The organism is Variovorax sp. FG153 (assembly GCF_057809595.1).
The window spans coordinates 18041-40345 of the sequence record NZ_JBMDKG010000016.1 but is presented as its reverse complement, the minus strand read 5'-3'; the positions used below and the strand labels follow the sequence as shown (position 1 = coordinate 40345).

The following is a 22305-nucleotide window of genomic DNA, read 5'->3' as shown; positions in this document are numbered from 1 at the left end:
CCTCAGCGCATCACGAAGGGATTGCCCGTCGCCGCGCCGGCGTTGATCCACACCGACTTGGTCTGCAGGTACTCGCGGACCGCGTCGATGCCGTTCTCGCGGCCCAGGCCCGAGTCCTTGTAGCCGCCGAACGGGGCCATGAAGCTCACGGCGCGGTAGGTGTTGATCCACACCGTGCCGGCCTGCAGCTTCTCGGACATGCGCATCGCGCGGCCGATGTCCTGCGTCCACACCGCCGCCGCGAGGCCGAAGCGCACGTCGTTGGCTATGCGCAGCGCGTCGGCCTCGTCCTTGAAGCGGATCACCGACAGCACGGGGCCGAATACCTCCTCCTGGGCGATGCGCATGTGGTTGCGCACGCCCGTGAAGATGGTGGGCTGCACGAACCAGCCCGTGCCGCACTCCGGGCCCGTGCCCTTGGCGCCGCCCAGCACGGCGGTCGCGCCCTCGGCGCGCGCGATGTCGATGTACTCGAGCACCTTGCGGTACTGCGGCGGCGTGGTGATCGGGCCGACCTGGGTGTCGGCGCTCATCGGGTCGCCCATGCGCGCGGTGAGCGCCACCGCCAGCAGGCGCTCGACGAAGGCGTCGTGGATGCTGGCCTGCACCAGCAGGCGCGAGCCGGCGATGCAGGTCTGGCCGGTGGCGGCGAAGATGCCCGAGATCGCGCCGAACGCGGCCTGCTCGAGGTCAGCGTCCTCGAACACCACGTTGGGCGACTTGCCGCCCAGCTCCATGGCCGTGTGCTTCAAGAGGCGCCCGGCCCGCTCGTTGATCAGGCGGCCGGTCGAATCCGAGCCCGTGAAGCTGATCTTGGCCACCAGCGGATGCTCGACCAGCGGCGTGCCCACCTCGGCACCGAAGCCCGTCACCACGTTGAACACGCCCGGAGGAAAGCCGGCCTCCTCGAACAGCTGCGCGAACTCGAGCGTCGAGGCCGAGGTGAACTCGGAGGGCTTGGCCACCACGGTGCAACCCGCCGCCAGCGCCGGCGCCAGCTTCCAGGCCAGCAGCAGCAACGGCGAGTTCCACGGCGTGATGGCCGCCACCACGCCCACGGGCTCGTGGCGCGTGAAGGCGAAGTAGCCCTTCTTGTCGAGCGGCAGCGTGCTGCCCTGCACCTTGTCGGCCAGCCCGCCGTAGTAATAGAACCACTGCGGGAGGTAGTCGAGCTGGCCGCGCATCTCCGCGAGCAGCTTGCCGTTGTCGCGGACCTCGGTGGCGGCCAGCCGGGCCGCGTCGCGCGCGATCAGGTCGCCGAGCCTGCGCATCAGCGCGCCGCGCTGCGTCGCGGTCAGTTCCGACCAGGGCCCGCTGGTCAGCGCCTGGTGCGCGGCGCGCACGGCCCGGTCGACGTCCTGCGCGTCGCCGCGCGGGATCTGCGCCCAGCTCTCGCCGGTGAAGGGGTTCTGGGTCTCGAACCAGGTGCCGCCATGCGGCTCGCAGGCGTCGCCGCCGATGTGCAATGAATAGCGTTGCATGGGCTTGCCCGTCAGAAAGGGGTGAAGCCCAGCGCGGCGCGGAAGCGGTTCTTGATGTACGAGCCGTCGCGCGGCGGCAGCGCGCGCGGTGGCTCGTTGGCATCGATGAACACCTGCGCGAAGGTGGTTTGCCGCCGGGCGTTGATGCGCTCGGCCAGGTCCTCGCACGCATCGATGCTGCTTACGGAGAACGCATCGGCGATGCCGAAGCCCCTGGCCACCGCCACCAGATCGGCGCCCAGGCTCGAGTGGCTGCGCTGCATGCCGGTCTCGCCGAAATGGCCGTTGTCCAGCATCACGATGCTGAGGTTCTTCGGCTGCTTGACGCCGATGGTGCCGAGGCTGCCGATGCCCATCAGCTGCTCGCCGTCGCCGGTGATGACGACCACCGACTTGTCGCGCTGCGCGAGCGCCAGGCCCAGCCCCAGCGAGGCGGCGCCGCCCATGGCGCCCCACAGGTAGTAGTTGCGCTCGCGGTCGCCGCTGGCGAACACGTCGTAGGAGGCCGAGCCCAGGCCCGTGACGATCAGGGCATCGGGAATGGCGGCGATCAGCTTGGCCACGAATTCGCGGCGGTCGGCGCGCTGCGCCGGGGTCTTCGTGTTCATCACTTGCGCTCCCACTTCTTGCGGCCGATCAGTTCCTGTCCCAGCAGCACGGCGACCTTCTCGCCGGCCTCGAAGGCGGCATCGAAGCCCGCGCTGACGATCTCCTCGACCTCCTCGGGCTTCGAGGCGCGCAGCACATGGATGCCCATGAGCTCGAGCGCGGCCTGCGTGGCCTTGCCCATCGGACCCTGCCAGGGATTGAACTCGGCGTATTCGCCGCGCATGGTCACGAGCGTGAAGAACGGGAAGTCCGCGGCCCGCAGCAGCGAGAACATGTTCACGCAGTTGCCCACGCCGCTGCTCTGCATCAGCAGCACGGCGCGCTGGCCGCCGAGCCAGGCGCCGCTCACCAGCGCCACGCCCTCCTCCTCGGTGGTCAGCACGACGTCCTCGATGTCGGGGTCGGCGATGGCGCTGCGGATCACGTGCGAATGGCCGGCGTCGGGCACGTAGGCGATCTGCCTCACGCCGCCCGCCTTGAGCACGCGGAAGGCGGCCTGCTGCCAGTCGGGGGCGGCCTGGGTGGTCTGGTTCATGAATCGGGGTTGGTTGGTGAAAGTGCCAGAAATCATAGAATTTGATGCCTGGGAATGTGAAATAGAAATTCGAGATTCCACGATCACGTTTGCGCATGGAGGCGACCACATGGACCTGAAGCAACTGCGCGCCTTTCTCACGGTGGCCGAGACCGGCAACGTCACGCGCGCGGCCGAGGTGCTGCACCTCGTGCAGCCCGCGGTGTCGCGGCAGATCCGTCTGCTCGAGGAGGACATCGGCGCGCCCCTGTTCGAACGCGAGCGCCACGGCATGGTGCTGACCGATGCGGGGCTGGCGCTCGTCGGCTATGCGCGCCGCGCGCTGCTCGAGCTGGACCGGGCCCGGGCCGAGATCGGCACCGTCGACAACAGCATCGGCGGGCTGGTCACCTTGGGGCTGCTTCCGAGCACCATCGACATCCTCTCGAGCCCGCTGGTGGCGACGCTGGCGGCCGACTACCCGGGCATCCGCGTGCGCATCGCGATGGGCTACGCGGGCACGCTGCTGCGCTGGCTCGAATCGGGCGAGGTCGATGCCGCGCTGCTCTATGGCGCGGAGCGCTCGCCCAACATCCAGACCACGCCGCTGATCGAGGAGGCGCTGTGGGTCATCGGCCCGAAGAGCAGCAAGCTGCGGCCCGACCGGCCGGTGGCGCTGGCCGAACTCGCGGGCCACAAGCTGGTGCTGCCGAGCGCGCCGCATGGCATCCGCACGCTGGTCGAGCATGCCTGCGCGGTGGCCCAGGTGACGCTCGACCTGTCGGCCGAGACCAATGCGCTGAGCGTGCAGAGAAGCCTGGTGCTCGGCGGCCATGGCCTGACCCTCCTGCCGCCGATCGCGGTCGCGGAGGACCTGCGCACGCAGAAGCTCAGGGGCGCGCCGCTGGCCGATCCCGGCATCAGCCGGACCATCGTGCTGGCCCTGCCCGTCAACCGGCCGATCGCGCGGCATGTGCGCTGCGCGGTCGACGTGCTCACGCGGGAGGCGCGGCGCGCGATCGATGCCGGTGCCTGGCCCGAGGGCCGCTGGCTCGGCGCATGAGGCGCGCTAAGCCAGCACGACGCCGCTGATCAGGTTCTCGGCCATCAGGCGGTCCGGCAGGCTGCCCGGCGGTTGGGCCATCGCCTGCAGGAACCGGCTTCTCGGCGGCGCTTCCAGGCGCACGAGCCGGATCGCCTCCGCCGGGTCCACGGCCTGGAAGCGCAGCCCGTCGCCGGGCCGGAGCTGCGACAGGCCATCGAGGTCGCAGGACAGGACGGTGGCGATCTTCGGGTAGCCGCCGGTGGTCTGGTGGTCGGCCAGCAGCACCGAGGCCACGCCATCGCCACCGACCTGGATCGAGCCGCGCACGATCGGTTCGGAAGGAATGGACAAGGCATTGTTCAAGGCCAGTGCCGGTCCCGCGAGGCGCATGCCCATGCGGTCGCGGGCGGGCGTGACCGAGAAGCCCGCGTCGAGGAACGCGGCGACGGAAGCGGTCTCGAAGCTGTCGGTCTGCGGCCCGAGCACGACGCGCACGAGCGGGCGCGGACCGGCCAGCGCGGGCGCGGTGCGGTCTCCCTCGCGTTCCTGCACGACCTGCGTATTGCGCAACACGATCTCGGCGCCCGGCACCAGGCTGCCGCCGCCGAGGCCCGAGGCCAAATGCGTGGCGCTGTGCCCGGCCCAATGCCCGCACACCGGCTCGCCGCTGAAGGCCAGGTAGGCCCAGCTGCCCCAGCGGCCCGGACGGATCGACAGCGTGTCGCCCGCGCGCAGTGTTCGCACGCACCACGAACCGGTCGCCGCGCCCGAATGGCGGACCTGGAACTCGCCGCCGGCGATGCCGCAGCTCACCTCGCCCGCTTCGCACAGCAGCTCCAGCCCGCCCAGCGAGACCTCGATGGCGGTGGCATCCGGCGGGTTGCCGAGCGCGACATGGGCCGCGGCATGCGCGAGCCGGTCCATCGGGCCCGAGGCGGGCACGCCGAAGCGCAGCATGCCCGGTCGGCCGCCGTCCTGGTACGTGACCAGCGGGCCGCAGGCGCGCACGCGCAGCCTGGCTTCAGCCATGGCTTTCGTTCTCCAGCCTGGCTTCGTATTGCGCGCGGCCGATGCGCTTGAACTTCACGCGGTCGCCCACGCCGAAGAGAAAGGGCGCGCTGTCGTCGCGCGTCAGGATGCGCGTGGGCGAGCGGCCGACGATCGACCAGCCCGTGGGCATCCGCAGCGTGGTGACGAGGCACTGCGGTCCCGCGATCAGCACGCTGCCCGCGGCGATGTCGCGCAGGGCCGAGGGCTTGCGCGGCACCTGGATCTCCGGCGGCACGCCCGACATGTAGGCATAGCCCGGCGCGAAGCCGTACATGCGCACCCGGTAGTCGCCCCGCAGGTGAAGCTCGATCGCCGCATCGATGCCCAGGCCGGAAGCCCGTGCCACCGCTTCGAGGTCGGGCGCGAAGTCGTCGTCGTAGCAGACCTCGACCTCGCGCGCTTCTCCCGCCGGCGGGCCGGCCGGCGGATCGCGCTGCAGCGTCTCGGCCGCCTCCCGGATCCGGGCGTGATCGGTGACCAGGGGATCAAAGACGATCAACAGGCTGACGAAGGCCGGGATGCATTCGAGCAGGCCCTCGGGCGGCGCATGGGCCAGGGCCCGGTCGAGCGCGAGCACCGCGGCGCTGGCCGGGTCGGCGATCGCATCGGCGAAGGACACCAGCAGCGAGTGGTCCGCGACCGGCACATAGCGCGGCCATTCCGGCGTCGACATACCCGCGGCTATCCGAGGAACGGGGCCAGCACGATCCCTTCGGCCGTCAGCCGCTGGCGGATGTGCCGCGCCATCTCGACCGATTCGGCGTTGTCGCCATGGACGCAGACCGAGTCGGCCTTCAAGGCGATGGGGTCGGCGCCCTGCACCGGCATCTTCCCGGTTCGCACGAAGCCGATCAGCCGGTCCGCGGCCGCCTCGGCATCGTGCAGGACCGCGCCCGGCTGGCCGCGCGGCACCAGCTGGCCATTGGGCTGGTAGGCACGGTCGGCGAAGATCTCCGAGAAGGCGCGCAGCCCCTGCGCGCGCGCGGCCCGCTCGAGGCAGGTGCCCGAGATGGCGAGGATCGCGAGCGCGGGGTCGATCTTCTCGAGCGCGGCTACGATGGCCTGGGCCACGCCCATGTCCGCGGCCGCGAGATTGCCGAGCGCGCCATGCGGCTTGACGTAGCGCACCTCGGTGCCCGCGAGCCGGGCCATCGCCACCAACGCGCCGACCTGTGCCGCGACCATGCGGCCGATCTCGGCGGGCGGCATCGGTATCACGCGCCGTCCGAAGCCCTCGCGGTCGTTGTAGCCTGGATGGGCGCCGACATTCACGCCGCGCTCCGCCGCCAGACGCAGGGTGCGGTACATGGTTTCCGCATCGCCCGCATGGCCGCCGCAGGCGATGTTGGCGCTGGTCACGCAGTCGAGGATCCGCGCGTCGTCGCCCATCGTCCACGGGCCATAGCCCTCGCCCAGGTCGGAATTCAGATCGATCCGCATGGCCCGCTCCTCGCTGCTATTTGCCCGGATGGTGGGTCGCCCGCGTGAGCAGCGTGACGCCCGCGCCCTCGGCGCTGTCGTAGTAGGTGAAGCCCGTGCGGTTCGCGCGGCGCCCGCGCATCAGCACCGGCAGGCCCAGCGCCGTGGCCTGCGCCTGCGCGGCATCGGCGTCCGGCACCTCGAAGCCGACGTGGAACACGCCCTCGCCCTTGCTGTCCAGGTGCAGCCGCTGCGGCGTCGGCTCGGCGCCGGGCTGGCACAGCTGGAGCTGCACGGTCGGCAGGTTGCACACGCGGTACTTGAGCGCGAGGAAGCCGGGCTTGCTGGGCGCCTCGAGCTCCTCGTATTCGGCCAGCGGCGGGTATTCGGTCCAGGGGCCGATGCCGATAGCCTCGTAATAGGCCTGCGTCCGGTCGATGTCGTGCACCACGATGCAGAGGTGGTGCAGCTTGGCGAAGGGATGCGTCATCGCTCAGCCCTTGACCGGGACCACGTAGTTCAGCACGCGCCGGCCACCGTCCACGTACATGGTCTCGCCGGTGATGTAGGAGGCATCGTCGCTGGCCAGGAAGGCGACCACCGAGGCGATCTCGGAGGGCTGGCCATAGCGGCCCAGCGGCGTGCGCGAGAGGATGGCATGGTTGCCCGCGCTCTGCACGAAGGCCCCGGCCACCATGTCGGTCATGATGGTCCCGGGCCCGACGCCGACCACGCGGATGCCGTGCGGCGCGAAGGCCACCGCCGCGGTCGAGGTCACCTGGTTCATGCCGCCCTTGGAGATCGCGTAGGGCGCGACGTTGGGATTGGCCAGTCCCGAGTTGATCGAGGACATGTTGATGATCACCCCGCCCTTGCCGCGCGCGACCATCTCGCGCCCCGCTGCCTGGGTGCCGTAGAAGGCGCCCTTGAGATTGACGTCGAGCACGCGGTCGAGCATCTCCTCGGTGACGTCGAGGAACTCCACCACCGGCGCGATGCCGGCGTTGTTCACCATGATGTCGAGGGTGCCGAAATGCCGGACCGCCGCCTCGACCAGGCCGACCACCTCGCTCTTCTTCGACACGTCGGCGCGCACCGCGAAGACGTTGGCGGCCGGGCCGATCTCGGCGGCCGTCTTCTCAAGGGTCTGGGCGTCGATGTCCGACACGACCACCTTCGCGCCCTCGGCCAGAAGCCGCTCCGCCGTCGCGCGCCCGATGCCGCGCGCGGCGCCCGTCACCACTGCCACCTTGCCTGCCAGTCTCATGGCGATCTCCTTTTCAGTAAACGATGGATTCGAACAAGGGCGTGGCGCTGCGGATGCGCGCCCAGCCCAGGGGACTCATGTCGATGGTGCGGAACGCGCCCGTCGTGATCAGCTCGGCCACGCCGCGGCCGACCGCCGGCGCGTGCATCACGCCATGGCCCGAGAAGCCGGTCGCGAAGATCAGGTTGCCGAGCGCGTCATGCGGGCCGACGACGCCGTTGTGGTCGAGCGTGTTGACCTCGTAGTGCCCGGCCCAGGCGCGTTGCAGGCGCAGTTCCTCCATGGCCGGAATGCGTTTGGCGAGCAGGGGCCAGAACAACGACTCCATCAGGTCGTGGTGCGGCTCGAAGTCGCCGTCGGCGTCCCCGTCCATCTCGGTCGGGGGCTGGATGCCGCCGATGAAGCCCTCCCCTTCGGGCCGGACCCAGATGCCGCTCGAGTCGAACAGCATCGGAAGTTCGCTCGCCTTGAACGGCGTCTTGAACGAGAACACGGTGCGCTTCTTCGGCACCACCGGCAGCGCGATGTCCAGCAAGGCGGCCAGTCGGCCCGACAGCGCGCCCGCGGCCAGCACGCAGAAATCGCAGGTCAGCACTTCGCCGTTCGACAGCTCGACACCGCTCACGCGCGCGCCGTGGGTGCGAAAGCCGCTGGCCTTCGCCTCCACGTAGTCCACGCCCAGCCGCCGCGCCGCGCGGCGCACTTCCGACAGCAGGCTCCAGGCATCGAACCAGCCTTCGTGCTGCACGCCCAGCGTTCCGATGCCGACGTCGCCGAAGTCCACGCCCGGATAGCGTGCGGCCAGCTCGCCGGGATCGAGCACCCGGATGTCGGCGCCATGGCTGCGCTGCATCCGCACGGCTTCCAGCCGCTGCGTGACCTGGTCGTGGCCGCCGAGGATCAGGTAGCCGCGCTCGCGGTAGCCGATGTCGGCCTGGTCGCCGAACACGGCCTTGATGTCGCGGAACATCCGGGCGCCGTAGAGGCTCATCCGGATGTTCGCGGCCGTGCCGAACTGGGTGCGTATCGAGGCCGCGGACAGCGCCGTCGACGAGAACTGGTACGAGGCATCCTTCTCGACCACGGTGATCGGTCCCGCGAAGCCGGCCTGGCGCAGCGACCAGGCGCAGAAGCTGCCGATGATGGCGCCGCCGACGATGACGACGCGCGGTGATTGGGCGGAGGACATGCGGGTTTCCTGCACAGTACGCTCAGGCATTGGCCGACGCCGAGTCCTCGAAACTCTGGCCGGCGCGCGGATTCCACTGCACGCCCGAGCGCGCCACCACGCCCGGCTTGAGCCGCTGCGATTCGTCGTAGTCGCTCCAGGGATGGAAGAACAGCGGCTCGATGCGCTCGATGCCGCGCAGGCGCTCGGCATGGGCATCGAGGCAGGCCTGGCGCTCCTGCGGCGACAGCCGCGCGGGCATCCAGGCGGCGAAGGGCGGCAGCACCGTGAAGCCCGTATAGGCCAGGATGCCGTTGTGGATCGGCCAGAGCACGTGATGGAGATCGCCGTCGATGCCGTTCGGCTCGTAGAGCGTGGAGGCCGTGCCGGTCGTGATGCTGAGCATCGCGCGCTTGCCCCTGAAATGCCCGGTCTCGTACTTGCGCCCCGCCGAGTAGGCGAAGCCGCGGCTCAGCACGCGGTCGACCCAGCCCTTGAGGATGGCGGGCATCGAGAACCACCACAGCGGGAACTGCAGCAACACGAAGTCGGCCGCCGCCAGCTTCGCCTGCTCGGCCGCCACCGCGGGGTGCTGCGTGCCGGCCGCGAAGGCATGTTCCTGCTCTCGCGAGAGATCGAGATAGTCGGCGTTCGCGCGCCCGCCCTCGAAATCGGCCGGGCCCAGCGCCGGGCTCCAGCCCATGCGGTAGAGATCGCTGACGACCACCGAATGGCCCATGCGCTCGAGCTCTCGGACAGCGACGTCCTTCAGTGCGCCGTTGAACGATGCGGGTTCGGGGTGGGCATAAACGATCAGGCAGTTCATGCCGCGAATTCTGAGCGCCGGGCTCAGGCGCAGCTAGAACGCACGGCGCACCGGGTTGCGGTTTTCTGCATAGTCGCGGCGCGAGGCGCGGTACTGCGCCGGCGTCATGTTCGTCGCCACCTTGAACTGGCGCGAGAAGGCGCTGTGGTCGGCATAGCCGCAGGCGGCCGACACCTCCGTGATCGAGGCCGGCGTCTCCTCGAGCAGCTGGCAGGCCTTGTCGATGCGCTTCTTCATCAGCAACTGCTTGGGCGTCACGTGGAAGACCTCGAGCACCAGGCGCGCCAGCGTGTCCATCGACACCGAGGCATGGGCGGCCGCCTCGGCGATCAGCACCGGCCCGTCGAGGCCCGCGTCGATGAAATCGAGGAAGCGCCGCAGCCGCCGGTAGCTGTGATGGCGCTCGTTGGGGCGCGGCAGGTCGCGCGACAGCCCGGCCAGGCCGACGATGCGGCCGTCGGCATCGAGCAGCGGGAACTTGGAGCTCAGGCACCAGTAGCGGTCGCCGCGCCAGGTCTGGTACATGCGCAGCAGCTCGCGCATCGGCCGGCCGCTGTCGATGACCTCGAGGTCCTGCGCCACCGTGCTGAGGCCGCTGGCCGGGAACAGCTGGTCCGCGGTCTTGCCCACCACGCTCTCGCCGTCCTGCAGGCCGGCGCGGTCGATCAGCGTCTGGTTGGCCCAGAGGTAGCGGCCCTGCTGGTCCTTGACGTAGAACAGCACGTCGGGCAGCCGGTCGAACAGGGTCTCGATCAGCCCGGGCGTGCGCGTGAGCCACGCCTGCACCTGTTCGTCGAGTCGCATGATGCGTTCCGGCCCGGCGCGGTTCAGGGCGAGGGCCGGAACCGGCTGCCCAGGCTGTAGCGCGAGGCCGGGTTCAGGCAGCGCACCCAGGTCACGGGCACCTCGCGCAGCCAGGTGCGCCGCGTCAGTTGCAGGCAGGGCTCGGTGGGCTTCATTTCGAGGATGCGCGCCTGTTCCGCCGTCGGCATGACGGCATCGACCACGTGCTCCACCAGATCGGCCTGCACCAGCGAGAGCAGGTATTCGCCCGGCGTGATGTCCGAGAAATCCCGGTCGAGGAAGGCGGGCGCCATCTTCGGGTTGACGTAGCGGTCCTCGAGCTGCACGGGCACGCCGTTCTCGAGGTGCACGCTCTGCAGCCGGAAGATCGACTGCCCCGGCAGCATGTTGAGCCAGGCCGCGATGTCGGGCGCGGCCGCCACGCGCTCGCGCGACAGGCCGCGCCACCGGTGCTCGTGGCCGCGGGCCCGGATCTCGCTCGCGATGTTGGCGATCTGCAGCAGCGTGGACTGCGGCTTCTTCTCCGCCACGAAGGTGCCGACCCCCGCCACGCGCACGATCCGGCCCGCGTTGGCGAGCTCGCGCAGCGCCTTGTTGACGGTCATGCGCGAGACGCCGAACTGCGTGACCAGCTCCAACTCGGATGGCAGCCGCTGGCCCGGCTGCCAGGTGCCGTCGAGGATGCCCTGCGTCACATGGGCCTTGATTCGCTCGTGCAGGGTCGTCGTCATTCCCTCGAGCATGCCACGGCCGCCCTCCTCGTCCGGAGCGTCGCGGCGCGGCCGGCGGGCGCTTCGGTCGCTCATCTAGATGCGCTTCGCCTCTTTGATGCTGCGCAGGAACGAACGGGTCCGGTCCTGCCGCGGGTCGCCGAAGATCTGCTCGGGCGGCCCTTCCTCGCAGACGACGCCGTCGCACAGGAAGCAGACCTTGGACGAGACCTCGCGCGCGAAGCCCATCTCGTGCGTGGCCAGCAGCATGGTCATGCCTTCGTTGGCGAGGTCGCGCACGATGTTGAGCACCTCGGACACCAGCTCGGGATCGAGCGCCGAGGTGATCTCGTCGAGCAGCAGCACCATCGGGTCCATGGCCAGCGCGCGCACGATCGCCACGCGCTGCTGCTGGCCGCCCGACATGCGGTCGGGATATTCCTTGGCCTTGTGCGCGAGGCTGAAGCGCTTGAGCAGCGCCATCGCGCGGTCCTCGGCCTCCTCCCTCGACTGCTTGAGCACCTGGATCGGCGCCAGCGTCACGTTCTGCAGCACGGTCATGTGCGGGAACAGGTTGTAGCCCTGGAACACGATGCCGATGTCGCGCCGCAGCGAGTTGACGTCGACGCCCGGCCCGGTAATGCGGTCGCCGTGCACGCGGATCTCGCCCGCGTCGATGGGTTCCAGGCCGTTGATGCAGCGCAGCAGCGTCGACTTGCCGGAGCCCGAGGGACCGATCAGGCTCACCACCTGGTGCTCCTCGACCGCCATCGCGAGCCGGTTGAGCACCGGCAGCTCGCCGTAGGACTTCGAAATTTCCCTGATCTCGATGAAGGACATGTGTGGGGACTCGGTTTATGCGTTGCCAGCGCGCATGCGGGCGCGATCGCGGCGGGCCATGCGCTCCACGAAGCGCGTCTGCGGGATGGAGATGACGATGAAGAGCAGCGCGACGGTGGTCGCGGCCGACAGGTTGTAGTAGTTGGAGGCCACGATCATCGATTGGTTGAAGGAGTCGACCACCCCGACCACGTTGACCAGCGCGGTGTCCTTCTGCAGCGCGATGAAGGCATTGAGCAGCGGCGGAATGATCTGGCGCACGCCCTGGGGCACGACCACGAAGCGCAGCGTCTGCATGTGCGACAGCCCGAGCGACCGGGAGGCGGCCGTCTGGCTCCAGTGCACGCTCTGGATGCCCGCGCGGTAGATCTCGGCCACGTAGGCACCGACCGTCAGGGTCAGCGCGATCACGACATAGGTCGTGAGCGACAGGTCCTTGAGGATGGGCACGCCCGTCAACGGCAGGCCGAAGCCGACCAGGTAGATCACCAGCACCGCGGGAATCGAGCGGAACACGTCGACATAGGCCGTAGCGATGAAGCGCAGTGGCTTGCCGGCAGCCCCGGGCGCGAACATCGCGAGCGCCACGATCAGGCCCCAGACCAGCACCAGCACCTCGGCGATCAGGAAGATCTTCACGTTGACCCAGAACGCATCGAGGACCAGCGGGAAGGTCTTCACGATCAGCGGCACCAGGAAGAAGGTCTTGGCGACCGCCTGGTTGTTGGCCAGCAGGAACTGGAAGCCCAGCACCACGAGGAACTGCGCCAGCGTGTGGCCGAGCGCGATCCAGCTCTGCACGCAGGCGTCGGAGCGCTCGATGCGCGCCGCCACGATGTCCATGCGGCCCGCCGCCGCGCGCACGCCGCGGCAGCGCTGGAAGGCGCGCGCGAGCGGCCGGACCACGGCCAGCGACGCGAGCGCCAGGACCCCGGCCCCGGCCGTGATCCACCAGCCGTCCCAGGCGCTGCCCCGCAGGGCCTCGCGCAGGGACTGCAGGGTGTACCAGCTGGCCGCGACGACCAGGATCACGCCCGCCAGCGCGAAGAGGAAGAGCATCAGCGGCACCTTCGGCATGCCTCCGATGTTCAGGCGGCGCTCCTGCCCCGCGACGGGCGAAGGCAGGCCGGCGGACTGCTGCGTTGCACTGTTCATGGTCGGATCTCGGTCTCAGGGATTGAAGACGGGCACTTTGGTGGGATCGGCGCCGAGGCTGGGCGTCAGGTACTGGTTCGCAAGGCGCGCGAAGGTGCCGTCGCGCTTCATCTCGTCGATCAGCTTGTTGAAGGTCGCCATGTTCTGCGAGTCCTTGTTGACGAGGCCGCCCCAGCGCTCGCCGGTGTCGTAGCGGCCGACCACCTCGAACAGGCCGTTCGACTGCTTGGCGCGCGCCAGCAGGTTGGGCGTGTCGTAGAGCACGGCATCGACCTGGCCGGCCGCCAGCGCCGCGTACATCGCGGCCGCCTCGGCGAAGACCTTGGGCTGTTCCACCGGCTTGACGTTGTCGGCGAGGTAGCCAAGGATGGTGGTGCCCTGCTTCACGCCGAGGCGCAGCTTCTTGATGCTCTCCTTGTCGACCTTGACGCCGGCCTTCACGAGGATGCCCTGGTCCGAGCTGAAGTAGGGTTCGGTGAAGTTCACCACCTTCTTGCGCTCGTCGGTGATGGTGATCTGGCTCAGCGCGATGTCGAAGCCCTGCGCCTGGCCCGTGAGGATCTGCGCGAACGAGCGGTTCACCACCATCACCTTGTCGAGGCCGGCGCGGTAGGCCATGTTGGCGGCCATGCAGTATTCGAAGCCGTCCTTGATGGTGTCGATCGAGTCGCCGTTCCACCAGCCCGGCGAGGGCAGCACGGGCCGCACGGACAGCGCGCCCGGCACCACGGTCTCGAGCTTCACCGAGCCGCGCTGGCCCGTGACTTCGCACTTGCCGTAGTCCGGCGCCGCGGAAGCCGCGAACGAGGCGGCGCTCACGAGGAGGGCTGCGAGTACCGAGGCGATGGGCCTGGCGTGGGACGTGGTTCGTTGGCGCTTGGGGGATGTCATGTCGGGGCTCCGTTGGGTTGGTTGGAATCGAGGGGGAAAAAGCGGTCCGGGTGGCGAGAGATGCGCGGCGTTCAGGGCGTGACTTCGATGCGGTGGTCTTGAATGATCCGGCCCCAGCGGGCGGTCTCCTTGTCGATGCCGGCCTGGAATTCGGCCGAGGACATCGGCAGGTAGATCAGTCCCTGCGCGGCCAGCAGCTTCTGGATCTCCGGGGTTTGCGCGGCATCGCCGTAGGCCTTGTACAGCTTCGCGACGATCGCGGCCGGCGTGCGCGCCGGCGCGATCAGCGCATACCAGGACAGCACCGGATCATCGAGCAGGCCGAGCTCCTTGAGCGTCGGCACCTCGGGGAACTGCGCGACGCGTTCCGCCGTGGTGACGGCGAGCGGGCGCAGCTTGCCGGCCTTGATGAAGGGCTGCAGGCTCGACAGCGTGTCGAAGGTGGCGTGCACGTCGCCCGCGATGACCGCGGGCAGGGCTTCGTTGGTGCCCTTGTAGGGCACGTGGACGATCTGGATGCCGGCCTTGGCGTTCACCAGCTCGAAGGTCAGGTGCGCGGGGCTGCCGAGTCCCACCGAGGCGAAGTTGTAGGCACCGGGCTTCGCGCGCGCCGCCTCGACCAGGTCGCGCGCCGACTTGAACTGCGAAGTGACGGGCACCACCAGCACCAGCGGCGAGGCGGCGAACATCGCGATCGGCAGCAGGTCCTTCTTCACGTCGTAGGGCATCTGCTTGTAGAGCACCGGATGGATCGTCAGCGGCCCGAGGTTGCCCATGCCGACGGTGTAGCCGTCGGGCGCGGAGCGCGCCACGTCCGACACGCCGATGCGGCCCGCGGCACCGGGCTTGAAGTCCAGCACCACCGGCTGCCCCAGCGCCTGCCCGACGCGGTCGTTGAACGCGCGGGCGATGGTGTCGTTGAGTCCGCCGGGCGGCCAGGGCACGACGAAGCGGATCGGCCGGCTCGGCCAGTCCTGCGCCGACGCGGCACCGGCCGTGCAGACCATGAAAGCCACGGCCAGCCATCGCATCCATCCATTCATGGGAACCTCCAGCGAGAACGCACGCAAGTTGCAGAAGGCAGCACCCCCTTGCAAAGGAGGTCCTGCGGCGAAGACAGGGATCCAGGGCCTGGCCGGGCGCCGGCCAGGGCGCGGGTTCAGGCGGGCAGCGCCGCCGCGGGCTGCGCGATGCCGCCGTGCGGCTTGCCCGAACCGACATCGCCCCACAGCACGGCATGGTCGGGCGGCAGCGCGCGCGAATTGGGCACCGAGAGCCACAGGCGCATGAGCATGCGGTCCTCGCCGGTCTGCACGTTGTCCTTGAAGGCGGTGCGGCCGTGGTAGATCACGTGGTTGTTGAGCAGCTGGATGTCGCCGGGCGCGAAGCGCATCTCGAAGCATTCCTCCTCGGCCACCTGCATCAGCAACTGGATGGCTTCGTGCTCGGCCTCGCCGAGCTTGCGCACGCCGGGCAGCATCTGCGCATTCTCGATGTAGGTCAGCGAGAAGTGGCTCGTGAGCTTGCCGTCGCGCACGCCGAAGATCGGCAGGTCGTAGGCCACGTGCTCGCCACCGGCTTCCTCGCCGAAGCGGCTGCGCGGAATCGGCCTGCACAGCAGCGCATGCAGGTCGGGCCGGCGCTCGAGGATGCGGTTGTAGACGGTCGCGCTGCTCGCGAGCTTGCTGACGCCACCTTCGGAGGCCTGGCGCACGCACAGCAGCCCGACCACGTCGCAGCGGTCGGTGTGGAAGCGCAGTTGCCCCGGCGACAGCGTGCGCGCGCCCGACGAGAGGAACTGCTTGCCGTGCTCGTCGACGGTCGCGCCGTAGAGCTTGGCGCCGACGCCCATCCCTTCGTCCTTGATCTCGCGCATCACCTCGCCGCGGTAGTTCTGGTACATCGGCGTGCCCAGGTGCGCGCCCAGCGCGTACCAGATGCGGCGCAGCTGTTCCTGCTGGTAGCGCCCGACCTCGAGGCCGCGGATCTTGACCATGCCCGAGCCGTTCTCGAGCTCTTCGCGCACCTCGTCGAAGAAGGCCTTGGCATCGGGCAGCGGGAAGTTCTGGCGGTCGATCCTGCGCCAGTCGAGGCCCTCGGTCTTTTGCAACGCAGTATCGATTTGATCCAGAACGACGGCGGGAAACTGTTTGACCCACCGATGGTTTTGGCCCATCTCGGCACCCGACCAAACGCAGGCGCCGCTCAGATAACTCGACTCGGACATGAACTCTCCAGAAAGATGATTGGGCTTTGTCTACTGATGTATAGACAGGTACAGATGTTAGGCAGCCATTCGCATCCACCGCAACGGGCACGAGGGCAAATCAAGGGCAAATACCTACAAATGGCTCCATGATTGAATTCAGGATTGGATCCAATGTGGGGCGCAACGCACACATTCGTCGCCTGGCAGGCCCCTTCCGAACTTCAGGAAAAACGGCGAGCAAGAAGCGTTCCAGATTGGATCCAATCCAGGATCTCGTTTTTAACCGCTGCCGCGGCCGCCGGCTATACAGGATGTCCCGGCCCCCTCGTCCAAGGGATCCGAAATGGGATCTTCCGTAGAATCCCCGCAGTTCATGGCGAAGACAACAAGGGAGTTCGAATGGTGGCCCAGGCACCGACCGGCGAGCAGATCCTCTCGGCCGATTCCGTCACGGAATCCTTGCGGCAACTGATCCTGAGCGGCGAACTGGGGATCGGCGTGCAGCTCAAGCAGCAGGCGCTGGCCGAGCGCTTCGGCGTCAGCCGCATCCCCGTGCGCGAGGCCTTGAAGCGGCTCGAGGCCGAGGGCTTGATCGAGCACCGCGCCCACGCGGGCTCGACCGTCGCGTCGCAGTCGATCAAGGACCTGGTCGAGGCGCTCGACATCCGCATCGCGCTCGAGACCCGCGCGCTCAAGCTCGCGATCCCGCACCTGCGCCCCGCCGACCACCGCGCCGCGCGCGAGATCATCGCGCGCTACGACGGCAGCGAATCGCCGCAAGAGTGGGCCGACCTCAACCTCGAGTTCCACCTGACGCTCTACCGCCCCTGCGGGCGCGACAAGCTGCTCAGGATGATCGAGGAAAGCGTGCGCGGCATCGCGCGCCACCTGCGCGCCCTGCAGTCGCATAAGGTGGGGCGCAAGTCCTCGCAGTCCGAGCATTCGCAGATCCTCAAGGCCTGCATCGCCAAGAACATCCCGCTGGCGGTGGAACTGCTCGAGAAGCACATCGAGCACACGCAGGCGGCGCTGCAGGAATAGGCGCCCGCGGCGCGGTTCCAGGGGCGGCGCGATGTAGCGCTAAAGTTCCGCGCCATGAATCTGCGCCAAATCGAAGTGTTCCGGGCCATCATGGCCACCGGCTCCGTGAGCGATGCCGCCCGCCTGCTGCATGTGTCCGTTCCCGCCGTGAGCCGGGTGCTCTCGCACACCGAGACCCAGCTCAACTTTCCGCTCTTCATGCGCATCAAGGGTCGGCTGTCGCCCACGGCCGAGGCGCGGCGCCTGTACCACGAGGTCGAGGACGTCTACCAGGGCGTGCAGCGCATCAGCGACCTCACGCACGAGCTCTCGGCGCGCCGCTCGGGCCTGATCAGCGTGGTGTCGAGCCCGGGCATCGGCCACATGCTGGTGCCGATGGCGATCGCGCACTACCACCAGGCCAACCCCGAGACGCGCGTGCATTTCAAGTGCCTCAACCAGGACCTGCTGCGCGAGCGCCTGCTGAGCCGGCATTTCGACCTCGGCATCTCGCTCGAGGCGGTGGACCATCCGAACCTCATCACGATGCCGGTCGCGCGCTGCCGCATCGTGTGCATCTGTCCGCGCACGCATCCGCTGGCCGCGCGCAACGCGGTCGGCGCGCAGGACCTGCTGCCTTACGACCTGATGTCGTACCCGCGCGGCACGCCCTTCGGCGAACTGGTGCGCCACTTCTTCGCCTCGCAGGAGAACGTGCCGCGCACCATGCTCGAGGTGGGTTCACCGCAGAACGCCTGCGCGCTCACGCACCTGGGCGCGGGCATCGCGCTGGTCGACGAGTTCTCGCTGCAGGCCTGGCCCGACGCGCGCTTTCGCATCCTGCCGGTGGAAGGCATCGAGCCGCTGGTCGCGCACCTCGTGCACCTGCGCACCGACCCGCTCTCGCCGGCCGCCGAAGCCTTCGCGCGCACCCTGCGCAGCGTGCTGATGCAGCGCGGGCTCGCCGCGCCGCAAGTGCAGGAGGACTGACCGGCGGGCCCGCCGCCGCGGGCCAGGGAATGCCCCAATAGCATGCGATTCGCACCGCATGTAAGCGTGCGCCAGCATGGTGCACCAGCCCGAGGCCAGGTGTTAACCCACGCGCAAGGACGCCGCACAAAGCATCAATCGACGCCGCTTTTCCCGCTCGAAATAATTCGTCGCATGGCCGCCGCACACCACGGCGATGCAGTTCGCACCCCGCGAACCCCGCCGTTCCGACCGCGACTATTTCTGGAGAAAAGCCCATGTTCCGTCACCTCAAGTCCCTGCTGGCGCCGCTGGCCTTCGCCCTCATCGCGGGTGGCGCCGCTGCCCAGCCCGCGCCGCTGCGCACCGGCGTCGATCCCAACTTCCCGCCGCATGCCTTCCCCAAGCTCAGCGGCGGCTACCAGGGCTTCAACGTCGAGCTCGGCGAGGAGATCGCCAAGCGTCTCGGCCGCCGCATCGAGATCGAGGGCGCGCAGTACTCGGCGCTGATCCCCGCGCTCAACGCGGGCAAGTTCGACTTCCTGATGGCGCCGACCACGGTGTCGCCCGAGCGCGCGAAGTCCGTGCTCTTCACCGAGGGCTACCTCGAGAACAACTTCACGCTGGTCGTGAAGAAGGATCGCAACGACATCCAGCGCCTGGAAGACCTCAAGGGCAAGACCATCGCGGTGAACAAGGGCTCGGGCCCCGAGGAATGGGCGCGCAACAACCAGGCGCAGTACGGCTACGAGATCGCCGTCTACGGCACCAACGCCGACGCGGTGCAGGCCGTGATCTCGGGCCGCGGCGACGCCAACCTGGCGGGCGTCACGCCCTCGGCCTGGGCCGTGAAGAGCACGCCGGCGATCAAGACCACCTTCGTCATCAAGACCGGCTCGGTCTGGGCCATTCCGTTCCGCATCGACGACAAGGCCGGGCGCGACCAGGTGAGCAACGTGCTCAAGTGCATGAAGCTCGACGGCTCGCTGCAGAAGCTGCACACGAAGTGGTTCGGCGCCGAGCCGGCGGCCGACTCGGCCACGGTGGTCTCGCCGGCCGGCCACGGCATCCCGGGCCTGTTCGGCTACGAGGCCACGAGCGCCAAGCCGGTCTGCAAGTAAGCGCGTCCCTGCCCTTCCCGTTCACCCAGTCCCCCACAAGCCGAGCATCGCCGTGACGTCTTCCCCGCTCCTGCAAGTCCGCAACCTGCACAAATCCTTCGGCAGCGTTCCCGTGCTCAACGGCATCGACCTCGACGTGCAGGCGGGCGAGCTGGTCTCGGTGATCGGGCCCTCGGGCTCGGGCAAGAGCACGCTGCTGCGCTGCTGCAACCGCATGGAGGACGCCAGCCGCGGCGAGGTGCGCGTGGAAGGCCATGACATCTATGCGCGCGGCGCCAACCTGAACCGGTTGCGCGAGCGCGTGGGCATGGTGTTCCAGGCCTTCAACCTCTACCCGCACCTCGACGTGCTGGGCAACGTGACGCTGGCGCTGCGCAAGGTCAAGAAGATGGCGCGCGACGCGGCCGAGCACAGCGCCATGGAGGCGCTCGCGCGCGTCGGCATGGAACACAAGGCGCGCGTGCGCCCCACCCAGCTGTCGGGTGGCCAGCAGCAGCGCGTGGGCATCGCGCGCTCGATCGCGCTGAAGCCCGCGCTGGTGCTGTTCGACGAGCCGACCAGCGCGCTCGACCCCGAGATGGTCGGCGGCGTGCTGCAGGTGATGCGCGAATTGCGCGCCGACGGCATGACCATGGTCGTGGTGACGCACGAGATGGGCTTCGCCAAGGCGGCCTCCGACCGCGTGGTGTTCATGGACGGCGGCGTCATCGTCGAGCAGGGCTCGCCCGCGCAGGTGTTCGAGGCGCCGGTGCATGCGCGCACCGCGGCCTTCATCGCCAGCATCGGCAGCCGCGCGCTCTGAGCGACCGACCGGAAGCGCCGCATGCAGTTCGACAAGCTCGTCTTCACCTTCTTCAACGGCGACATCGCCGCGCGCTACCTGCCCCAGGTGCTGGACGGCGCGCGCGTGACGATCGAGCTGGGCCTGGCCGTGATCGCCGCCGGCCTGGCGCTGGGCATCGTGCTGGCCTACCTGCGCAGCCTGCCGGTGCGCGGGCTGCCGCTCCTGGTGTCGACGCTGGTCGACATCCTGCGCGCGCTGCCGCCGCTGGTGCTGATCATCCTGCTCTATTACGCGCTGCCCTTCCTGGGCGTGTCGCTCGGCGCCTTCGCCTCGACCTGGCTGGCCCTGACGCTGGTGCTCGCGGCCTTCTCCGAGGAGGTGTTCTGGGCCGGCATCGAGTCGCAGCCGCGCGGCGTGATGGAGGCCGCGCGCTCCACCGGCCTGAGCCACACGCAGGCCATGGTGCACGTGCTGCTGCCGCAATCGTGCCGGCTGATGGTGGCACCGCTGACCAACCGCGTGATCGCCATCACCAAGGGCACGGCCTACGGCTCGGTGGCCGCGCTCAACGAGATCCTGAACCAGGCCACCTCGGCCACCAGCTTCGCGGGCAATCCCACGCCGCTGATGATGGGCGCGCTGGGCTACCTCGTGATCTTCCTGCCCGTGGTGGTCGCCGGGCGCTACATCGAGCGGCGCCACGGCGCGGGCCGCCACTGACGCCGCCGAACGGAGCCCTCCATGGAACTCATCCTCCAGTACTTCTTCAACCTCGGCGTGGTGCGCGAGGTCGGGCCCTACATCCTGCAGGGCCTGCTCAACACGCTGCTGCTGTCGGCGTGGGTGATCCCGCTCGGGCTGGCGGCCGGCATGGTGCTGGCGCTGGCCGGCTTCGTGATCCGCAACCGGCTGGTGCGCGCGCTGCTCGTGGTCTACATCGACTTCTTCCGCGCCTTCCCGCCGCTGGTGCTGCTGATCTTCCTCTACACCGGCCTGCCCTACCTCGGCATGGAGCTCTCGCCGATGGCCTGCGTGGCGCTGGGCTTCATGCTCAACAACTCGAGCTACTTCGGCGAGATCCTGCGCGCGGGCCTGGAGTCGGTGCCGCGCGGCCAGCGCGAGGCCGCGCTGTCCACCGGCATGGGCCGCCCGGCCAGCCTGCTGTTCGTGGAGATCCCGCAGGCGGTGCGCAACGTGTTCCCCGACCTCGTGAGCAACATGATCGAGGTGGTGAAGCTCACCACCATCGCCAGCGTGGTGTCGGTGCCCGAGATGCTGTATGCCGCGCGCTCCGCGCAATCGATGCTCTACAACCCCACGCCCATCGTGCTGGCCGCGCTGATCTATCTCGCGCTGCTGTGGCCGCTGGTCGTGCTGCTGGGGCGGCTGGAGAAACGCCAGCGCCGACCCAACCCCAAGGCCGCCTGAGGCGCCTGTCCCCTACAACCACCAACGCTGATTGAGGAAGCAATGATGACAAGCAAACGTACCCTGGGCCTGGCCGTCGCCCAGATGGGCCCGGTACATCTGGCGGACACCCGCGAGGCGGTCGTGCGCCGCATGGTCGAGCTGATGCGCGACGCCAAGGGTCGCGGTGCCGAGATGGTCGTGTTCCCCGAGCTCGCGCTCACCACCTTCTTTCCGCGCTACTGGATGGATGAGGCCGAGGCCGAGGCCCGCTTCTTCGAGCCGGCCATGCCCAATGCGCAAGTGCAGCCGCTGTTCGACGAGGCGAAGAAGCTCGGCCTGGGCTTCTACCTCGGCTATGCCGAACTGACGCCCGAGGGCACGCGCTACAACACCGCGATCGTCGTGGACCGCGCGGGCGCCATCGTCGGCAAGTACCGCAAGATCCACCTGCCCGGCCATTCCGAGCACAAGCCCGAGGCGCCGTTCCAGCACCTGGAGAAGAAGTTCTTCGAGGTCGGCGACCTGGGCTTCCGCGTCTTCGACACCATGGGCACGCGCTTCGGCATGTGCCTGTGCAACGACCGGCGCTGGCCCGAAACCTACCGCGTGATGGCGCTGCAGAGCGCCGAGGTGGTGGTGCTGGGCTACAACACGCCCTCGCTCAACATCCACTGGAACGAGCCGGTGCACCTGCGCACCACCACGCACCTGGTGTCGCTGCAGGCCAATGCCTACCAGAACGGCATCTGGGTGGCGGCGGCCGCCAAGTGCGGCTCGGAAGACGGCCACCACATGATCGGCAGCTCGGCCATCGTCGCGCCCACGGGCGAGATCGTGGCGCGCTCGCTCACGGAAGACGACGAGGTGATCTGCGTGAAGGCCGACATGTCGCTGGGCGAGTACTTCCGCCAGCACGTGTTCAACTTCGCCAAGCACCGCCGCCCCGAGCACTACCGCCTGATCGTCGAGCGCACGGGCGCGGGCGAGCCGCTGGTCTGAACGCGCGCACGGAA

The 22305-nt window shown here is 69.0% G+C and carries 25 protein-coding genes; 8 read left to right on the top strand and 17 right to left on the bottom strand.

Annotated elements, in window-relative coordinates; translation table 11 throughout:
• Window positions 1-2: 2 nt before the first annotated feature.
• The 3 genes from ACODT0_RS18625 to ACODT0_RS18615 are packed head-to-tail and all read right to left on the bottom strand — an operon-like array spanning window position 3 to window position 2625.
• Window positions 3-1481, bottom strand: a complete 1479-nt coding sequence (locus ACODT0_RS18625) for an aldehyde dehydrogenase (RefSeq protein ID WP_489041951.1) — start codon at window positions 1479-1481, stop codon at window positions 3-5.
• Window positions 1482-1492: 11 nt separating this feature from the next.
• The gene (locus ACODT0_RS18620) at window positions 1493-2089 is read right to left on the bottom strand and encodes a thiamine pyrophosphate-dependent enzyme (protein WP_057593043.1); all 597 of its coding nucleotides are present in this window, start codon (window positions 2087-2089) and stop codon (window positions 1493-1495) included.
• Window positions 2089-2625, bottom strand: a complete 537-nt coding sequence (locus ACODT0_RS18615) for a phosphonopyruvate decarboxylase (protein WP_413765425.1) — start codon at window positions 2623-2625, stop codon at window positions 2089-2091. Before ACODT0_RS18615 ends, ACODT0_RS18620 begins: the two co-directional genes overlap by 1 nt.
• A 109-nt stretch (window positions 2626-2734) precedes the next feature.
• Here ACODT0_RS18615 and ACODT0_RS18610 point away from each other — a divergent pair, with 109 nt between their 5' ends.
• The gene (locus ACODT0_RS18610) at window positions 2735-3667 is read left to right on the top strand and encodes a LysR family transcriptional regulator (RefSeq protein WP_489041950.1); all 933 of its coding nucleotides are present in this window, start codon (window positions 2735-2737) and stop codon (window positions 3665-3667) included.
• A gap of 6 nt (window positions 3668-3673) precedes the next feature.
• Here ACODT0_RS18610 and ACODT0_RS18605 read toward each other — a convergent pair whose 3' ends face one another.
• The 14 genes from ACODT0_RS18605 to ACODT0_RS18540 all read right to left on the bottom strand — a co-directional run bounded on the left by ACODT0_RS18605 (window position 3674) and on the right by ACODT0_RS18540 (window position 15889).
• On the bottom strand, window positions 3674-4678 hold the full coding sequence (locus ACODT0_RS18605) for a 5-oxoprolinase subunit C family protein (protein WP_489041949.1): 1005 nt from the start codon (window positions 4676-4678) through the stop codon (window positions 3674-3676).
• Window positions 4671-5372 carry a 5-oxoprolinase subunit B family protein gene (locus tag ACODT0_RS18600; RefSeq protein WP_489041948.1) on the bottom strand — a complete coding sequence of 234 codons (702 nt, stop codon included), beginning with the start codon at window positions 5370-5372 and terminating at the stop codon, window positions 4671-4673. Before ACODT0_RS18600 ends, ACODT0_RS18605 begins: the two co-directional genes overlap by 8 nt.
• Before the next feature lie 8 nt (window positions 5373-5380).
• Window positions 5381-6139 carry a LamB/YcsF family protein gene (locus ACODT0_RS18595; RefSeq protein WP_489041947.1) on the bottom strand — a complete coding sequence of 253 codons (759 nt, stop codon included), beginning with the start codon at window positions 6137-6139 and terminating at the stop codon, window positions 5381-5383.
• Between the two features lie 16 nt (window positions 6140-6155).
• Window positions 6156-6608, bottom strand: coding sequence for a VOC family protein (locus tag ACODT0_RS18590; protein WP_489041946.1), 453 nt, complete (start codon window positions 6606-6608; stop codon window positions 6156-6158).
• Between the two features lie 3 nt (window positions 6609-6611).
• Window positions 6612-7385 carry an SDR family NAD(P)-dependent oxidoreductase gene (locus ACODT0_RS18585; RefSeq protein ID WP_203207251.1) on the bottom strand — a complete coding sequence of 258 codons (774 nt, stop codon included), beginning with the start codon at window positions 7383-7385 and terminating at the stop codon, window positions 6612-6614.
• 13 nt (window positions 7386-7398) lie between these two features.
• Complete coding sequence (locus tag ACODT0_RS18580; RefSeq protein WP_489041945.1) at window positions 7399-8574, bottom strand: NAD(P)/FAD-dependent oxidoreductase; 1176 nt, start codon at window positions 8572-8574, stop codon at window positions 7399-7401.
• 22 nt (window positions 8575-8596) lie between these two features.
• The gene (locus tag ACODT0_RS18575) at window positions 8597-9379 is read right to left on the bottom strand and encodes an NAD(P)H-dependent oxidoreductase (RefSeq protein ID WP_413765418.1); all 783 of its coding nucleotides are present in this window, start codon (window positions 9377-9379) and stop codon (window positions 8597-8599) included.
• Between the two features lie 33 nt (window positions 9380-9412).
• Window positions 9413-10183, bottom strand: a complete 771-nt coding sequence (locus ACODT0_RS18570; protein WP_261213131.1) for an AraC family transcriptional regulator — start codon at window positions 10181-10183, stop codon at window positions 9413-9415.
• A gap of 23 nt (window positions 10184-10206) precedes the next feature.
• Entirely contained in the window at window positions 10207-10926 is a 720-nt protein-coding gene (gene hutC / locus ACODT0_RS18565; protein WP_489042020.1) for a histidine utilization transcriptional repressor HutC, read from the bottom strand.
• Window positions 10927-10989: 63 nt separating this feature from the next.
• Entirely contained in the window at window positions 10990-11733 is a 744-nt protein-coding gene (locus ACODT0_RS18560; RefSeq protein ID WP_261213133.1) for an amino acid ABC transporter ATP-binding protein, read from the bottom strand.
• Window positions 11734-11748: 15 nt separating this feature from the next.
• A complete protein-coding gene (locus ACODT0_RS18555; RefSeq protein WP_479669234.1) occupies window positions 11749-12888 on the bottom strand; it encodes an amino acid ABC transporter permease in 1140 nt (379 codons plus the stop codon).
• Window positions 12889-12903: 15 nt separating this feature from the next.
• Window positions 12904-13779: an ABC transporter substrate-binding protein gene (locus ACODT0_RS18550; RefSeq protein WP_489041944.1), complete on the bottom strand. Its 876-nt coding sequence runs from the start codon at window positions 13777-13779 to the stop codon at window positions 12904-12906.
• A 71-nt stretch (window positions 13780-13850) separates the two neighbouring features.
• On the bottom strand, window positions 13851-14822 hold the full coding sequence (locus ACODT0_RS18545) for a Bug family tripartite tricarboxylate transporter substrate binding protein (protein ID WP_261213139.1): 972 nt from the start codon (window positions 14820-14822) through the stop codon (window positions 13851-13853).
• Between the two features lie 116 nt (window positions 14823-14938).
• Window positions 14939-15889, bottom strand: coding sequence for a TauD/TfdA family dioxygenase (locus tag ACODT0_RS18540; protein ID WP_489041943.1), 951 nt, complete (start codon window positions 15887-15889; stop codon window positions 14939-14941).
• A 498-nt stretch (window positions 15890-16387) separates the two neighbouring features.
• Between ACODT0_RS18540 and ACODT0_RS18535 the strand changes: the two genes are divergently transcribed.
• From ACODT0_RS18535 to ACODT0_RS18505, 7 genes are all read left to right on the top strand, one after another.
• Window positions 16388-17029, top strand: a complete 642-nt coding sequence (locus tag ACODT0_RS18535; RefSeq protein ID WP_057593057.1) for a GntR family transcriptional regulator — start codon at window positions 16388-16390, stop codon at window positions 17027-17029.
• Between the two features lie 54 nt (window positions 17030-17083).
• Entirely contained in the window at window positions 17084-17998 is a 915-nt protein-coding gene (locus ACODT0_RS18530) for a LysR family transcriptional regulator (protein ID WP_057593058.1), read from the top strand.
• Window positions 17999-18255: 257 nt separating this feature from the next.
• Window positions 18256-19098, top strand: a complete 843-nt coding sequence (locus ACODT0_RS18525) for a transporter substrate-binding domain-containing protein (protein ID WP_261213144.1) — start codon at window positions 18256-18258, stop codon at window positions 19096-19098.
• Between the two features lie 52 nt (window positions 19099-19150).
• Window positions 19151-19900 carry an amino acid ABC transporter ATP-binding protein gene (locus ACODT0_RS18520; protein WP_057593060.1) on the top strand — a complete coding sequence of 250 codons (750 nt, stop codon included), beginning with the start codon at window positions 19151-19153 and terminating at the stop codon, window positions 19898-19900.
• A gap of 21 nt (window positions 19901-19921) precedes the next feature.
• The gene (locus tag ACODT0_RS18515; protein WP_261213147.1) at window positions 19922-20602 is read left to right on the top strand and encodes an amino acid ABC transporter permease; all 681 of its coding nucleotides are present in this window, start codon (window positions 19922-19924) and stop codon (window positions 20600-20602) included.
• A 21-nt stretch (window positions 20603-20623) separates the two neighbouring features.
• On the top strand, window positions 20624-21310 hold the full coding sequence (locus ACODT0_RS18510) for an amino acid ABC transporter permease (RefSeq protein ID WP_057593062.1): 687 nt from the start codon (window positions 20624-20626) through the stop codon (window positions 21308-21310).
• Between the two features lie 45 nt (window positions 21311-21355).
• Window positions 21356-22291: an N-carbamoyl-D-amino-acid hydrolase gene (locus ACODT0_RS18505; protein ID WP_489041942.1), complete on the top strand. Its 936-nt coding sequence runs from the start codon at window positions 21356-21358 to the stop codon at window positions 22289-22291.
• Window positions 22292-22305 lie beyond the last annotated feature (14 nt).

Coding starts and splice junctions, on each gene's coding strand:
- ACODT0_RS18555 (WP_479669234.1), bottom strand. CDS start 12,888: ATGAACAGTGCAACGCAGCAGTCCGCCGGCCTGCCTTCGCCCGTCGCG.
- ACODT0_RS18595 (WP_489041947.1), bottom strand. CDS start 6,139: ATGCGGATCGATCTGAATTCCGACCTGGGCGAGGGCTATGGCCCGTGG.
- ACODT0_RS18580 (WP_489041945.1), bottom strand. CDS start 8,574: ATGTCCTCCGCCCAATCACCGCGCGTCGTCATCGTCGGCGGCGCCATC.
- ACODT0_RS18590 (WP_489041946.1), bottom strand. CDS start 6,608: ATGACGCATCCCTTCGCCAAGCTGCACCACCTCTGCATCGTGGTGCAC.
- ACODT0_RS18560 (WP_261213133.1), bottom strand. CDS start 11,733: ATGTCCTTCATCGAGATCAGGGAAATTTCGAAGTCCTACGGCGAGCTG.
- ACODT0_RS18515 (WP_261213147.1), top strand. CDS start 19,922: ATGCAGTTCGACAAGCTCGTCTTCACCTTCTTCAACGGCGACATCGCC.
- ACODT0_RS18550 (WP_489041944.1), bottom strand. CDS start 13,779: ATGACATCCCCCAAGCGCCAACGAACCACGTCCCACGCCAGGCCCATC.
- hutC (WP_489042020.1), bottom strand. CDS start 10,926: ATGCTCGAGGGAATGACGACGACCCTGCACGAGCGAATCAAGGCCCAT.
- ACODT0_RS18610 (WP_489041950.1), top strand. CDS start 2,735: ATGGACCTGAAGCAACTGCGCGCCTTTCTCACGGTGGCCGAGACCGGC.
- ACODT0_RS18535 (WP_057593057.1), top strand. CDS start 16,388: ATGGTGGCCCAGGCACCGACCGGCGAGCAGATCCTCTCGGCCGATTCC.
- ACODT0_RS18505 (WP_489041942.1), top strand. CDS start 21,356: ATGACAAGCAAACGTACCCTGGGCCTGGCCGTCGCCCAGATGGGCCCG.
- ACODT0_RS18545 (WP_261213139.1), bottom strand. CDS start 14,822: ATGAATGGATGGATGCGATGGCTGGCCGTGGCTTTCATGGTCTGCACG.
- ACODT0_RS18615 (WP_413765425.1), bottom strand. CDS start 2,625: ATGAACCAGACCACCCAGGCCGCCCCCGACTGGCAGCAGGCCGCCTTC.
- ACODT0_RS18530 (WP_057593058.1), top strand. CDS start 17,084: ATGAATCTGCGCCAAATCGAAGTGTTCCGGGCCATCATGGCCACCGGC.
- ACODT0_RS18600 (WP_489041948.1), bottom strand. CDS start 5,372: ATGTCGACGCCGGAATGGCCGCGCTATGTGCCGGTCGCGGACCACTCG.
- ACODT0_RS18570 (WP_261213131.1), bottom strand. CDS start 10,183: ATGCGACTCGACGAACAGGTGCAGGCGTGGCTCACGCGCACGCCCGGG.
- ACODT0_RS18575 (WP_413765418.1), bottom strand. CDS start 9,379: ATGAACTGCCTGATCGTTTATGCCCACCCCGAACCCGCATCGTTCAAC.
- ACODT0_RS18510 (WP_057593062.1), top strand. CDS start 20,624: ATGGAACTCATCCTCCAGTACTTCTTCAACCTCGGCGTGGTGCGCGAG.
- ACODT0_RS18585 (WP_203207251.1), bottom strand. CDS start 7,385: ATGAGACTGGCAGGCAAGGTGGCAGTGGTGACGGGCGCCGCGCGCGGC.
- ACODT0_RS18625 (WP_489041951.1), bottom strand. CDS start 1,481: ATGCAACGCTATTCATTGCACATCGGCGGCGACGCCTGCGAGCCGCAT.
- ACODT0_RS18620 (WP_057593043.1), bottom strand. CDS start 2,089: ATGAACACGAAGACCCCGGCGCAGCGCGCCGACCGCCGCGAATTCGTG.
- ACODT0_RS18525 (WP_261213144.1), top strand. CDS start 18,256: ATGTTCCGTCACCTCAAGTCCCTGCTGGCGCCGCTGGCCTTCGCCCTC.
- ACODT0_RS18605 (WP_489041949.1), bottom strand. CDS start 4,678: ATGGCTGAAGCCAGGCTGCGCGTGCGCGCCTGCGGCCCGCTGGTCACG.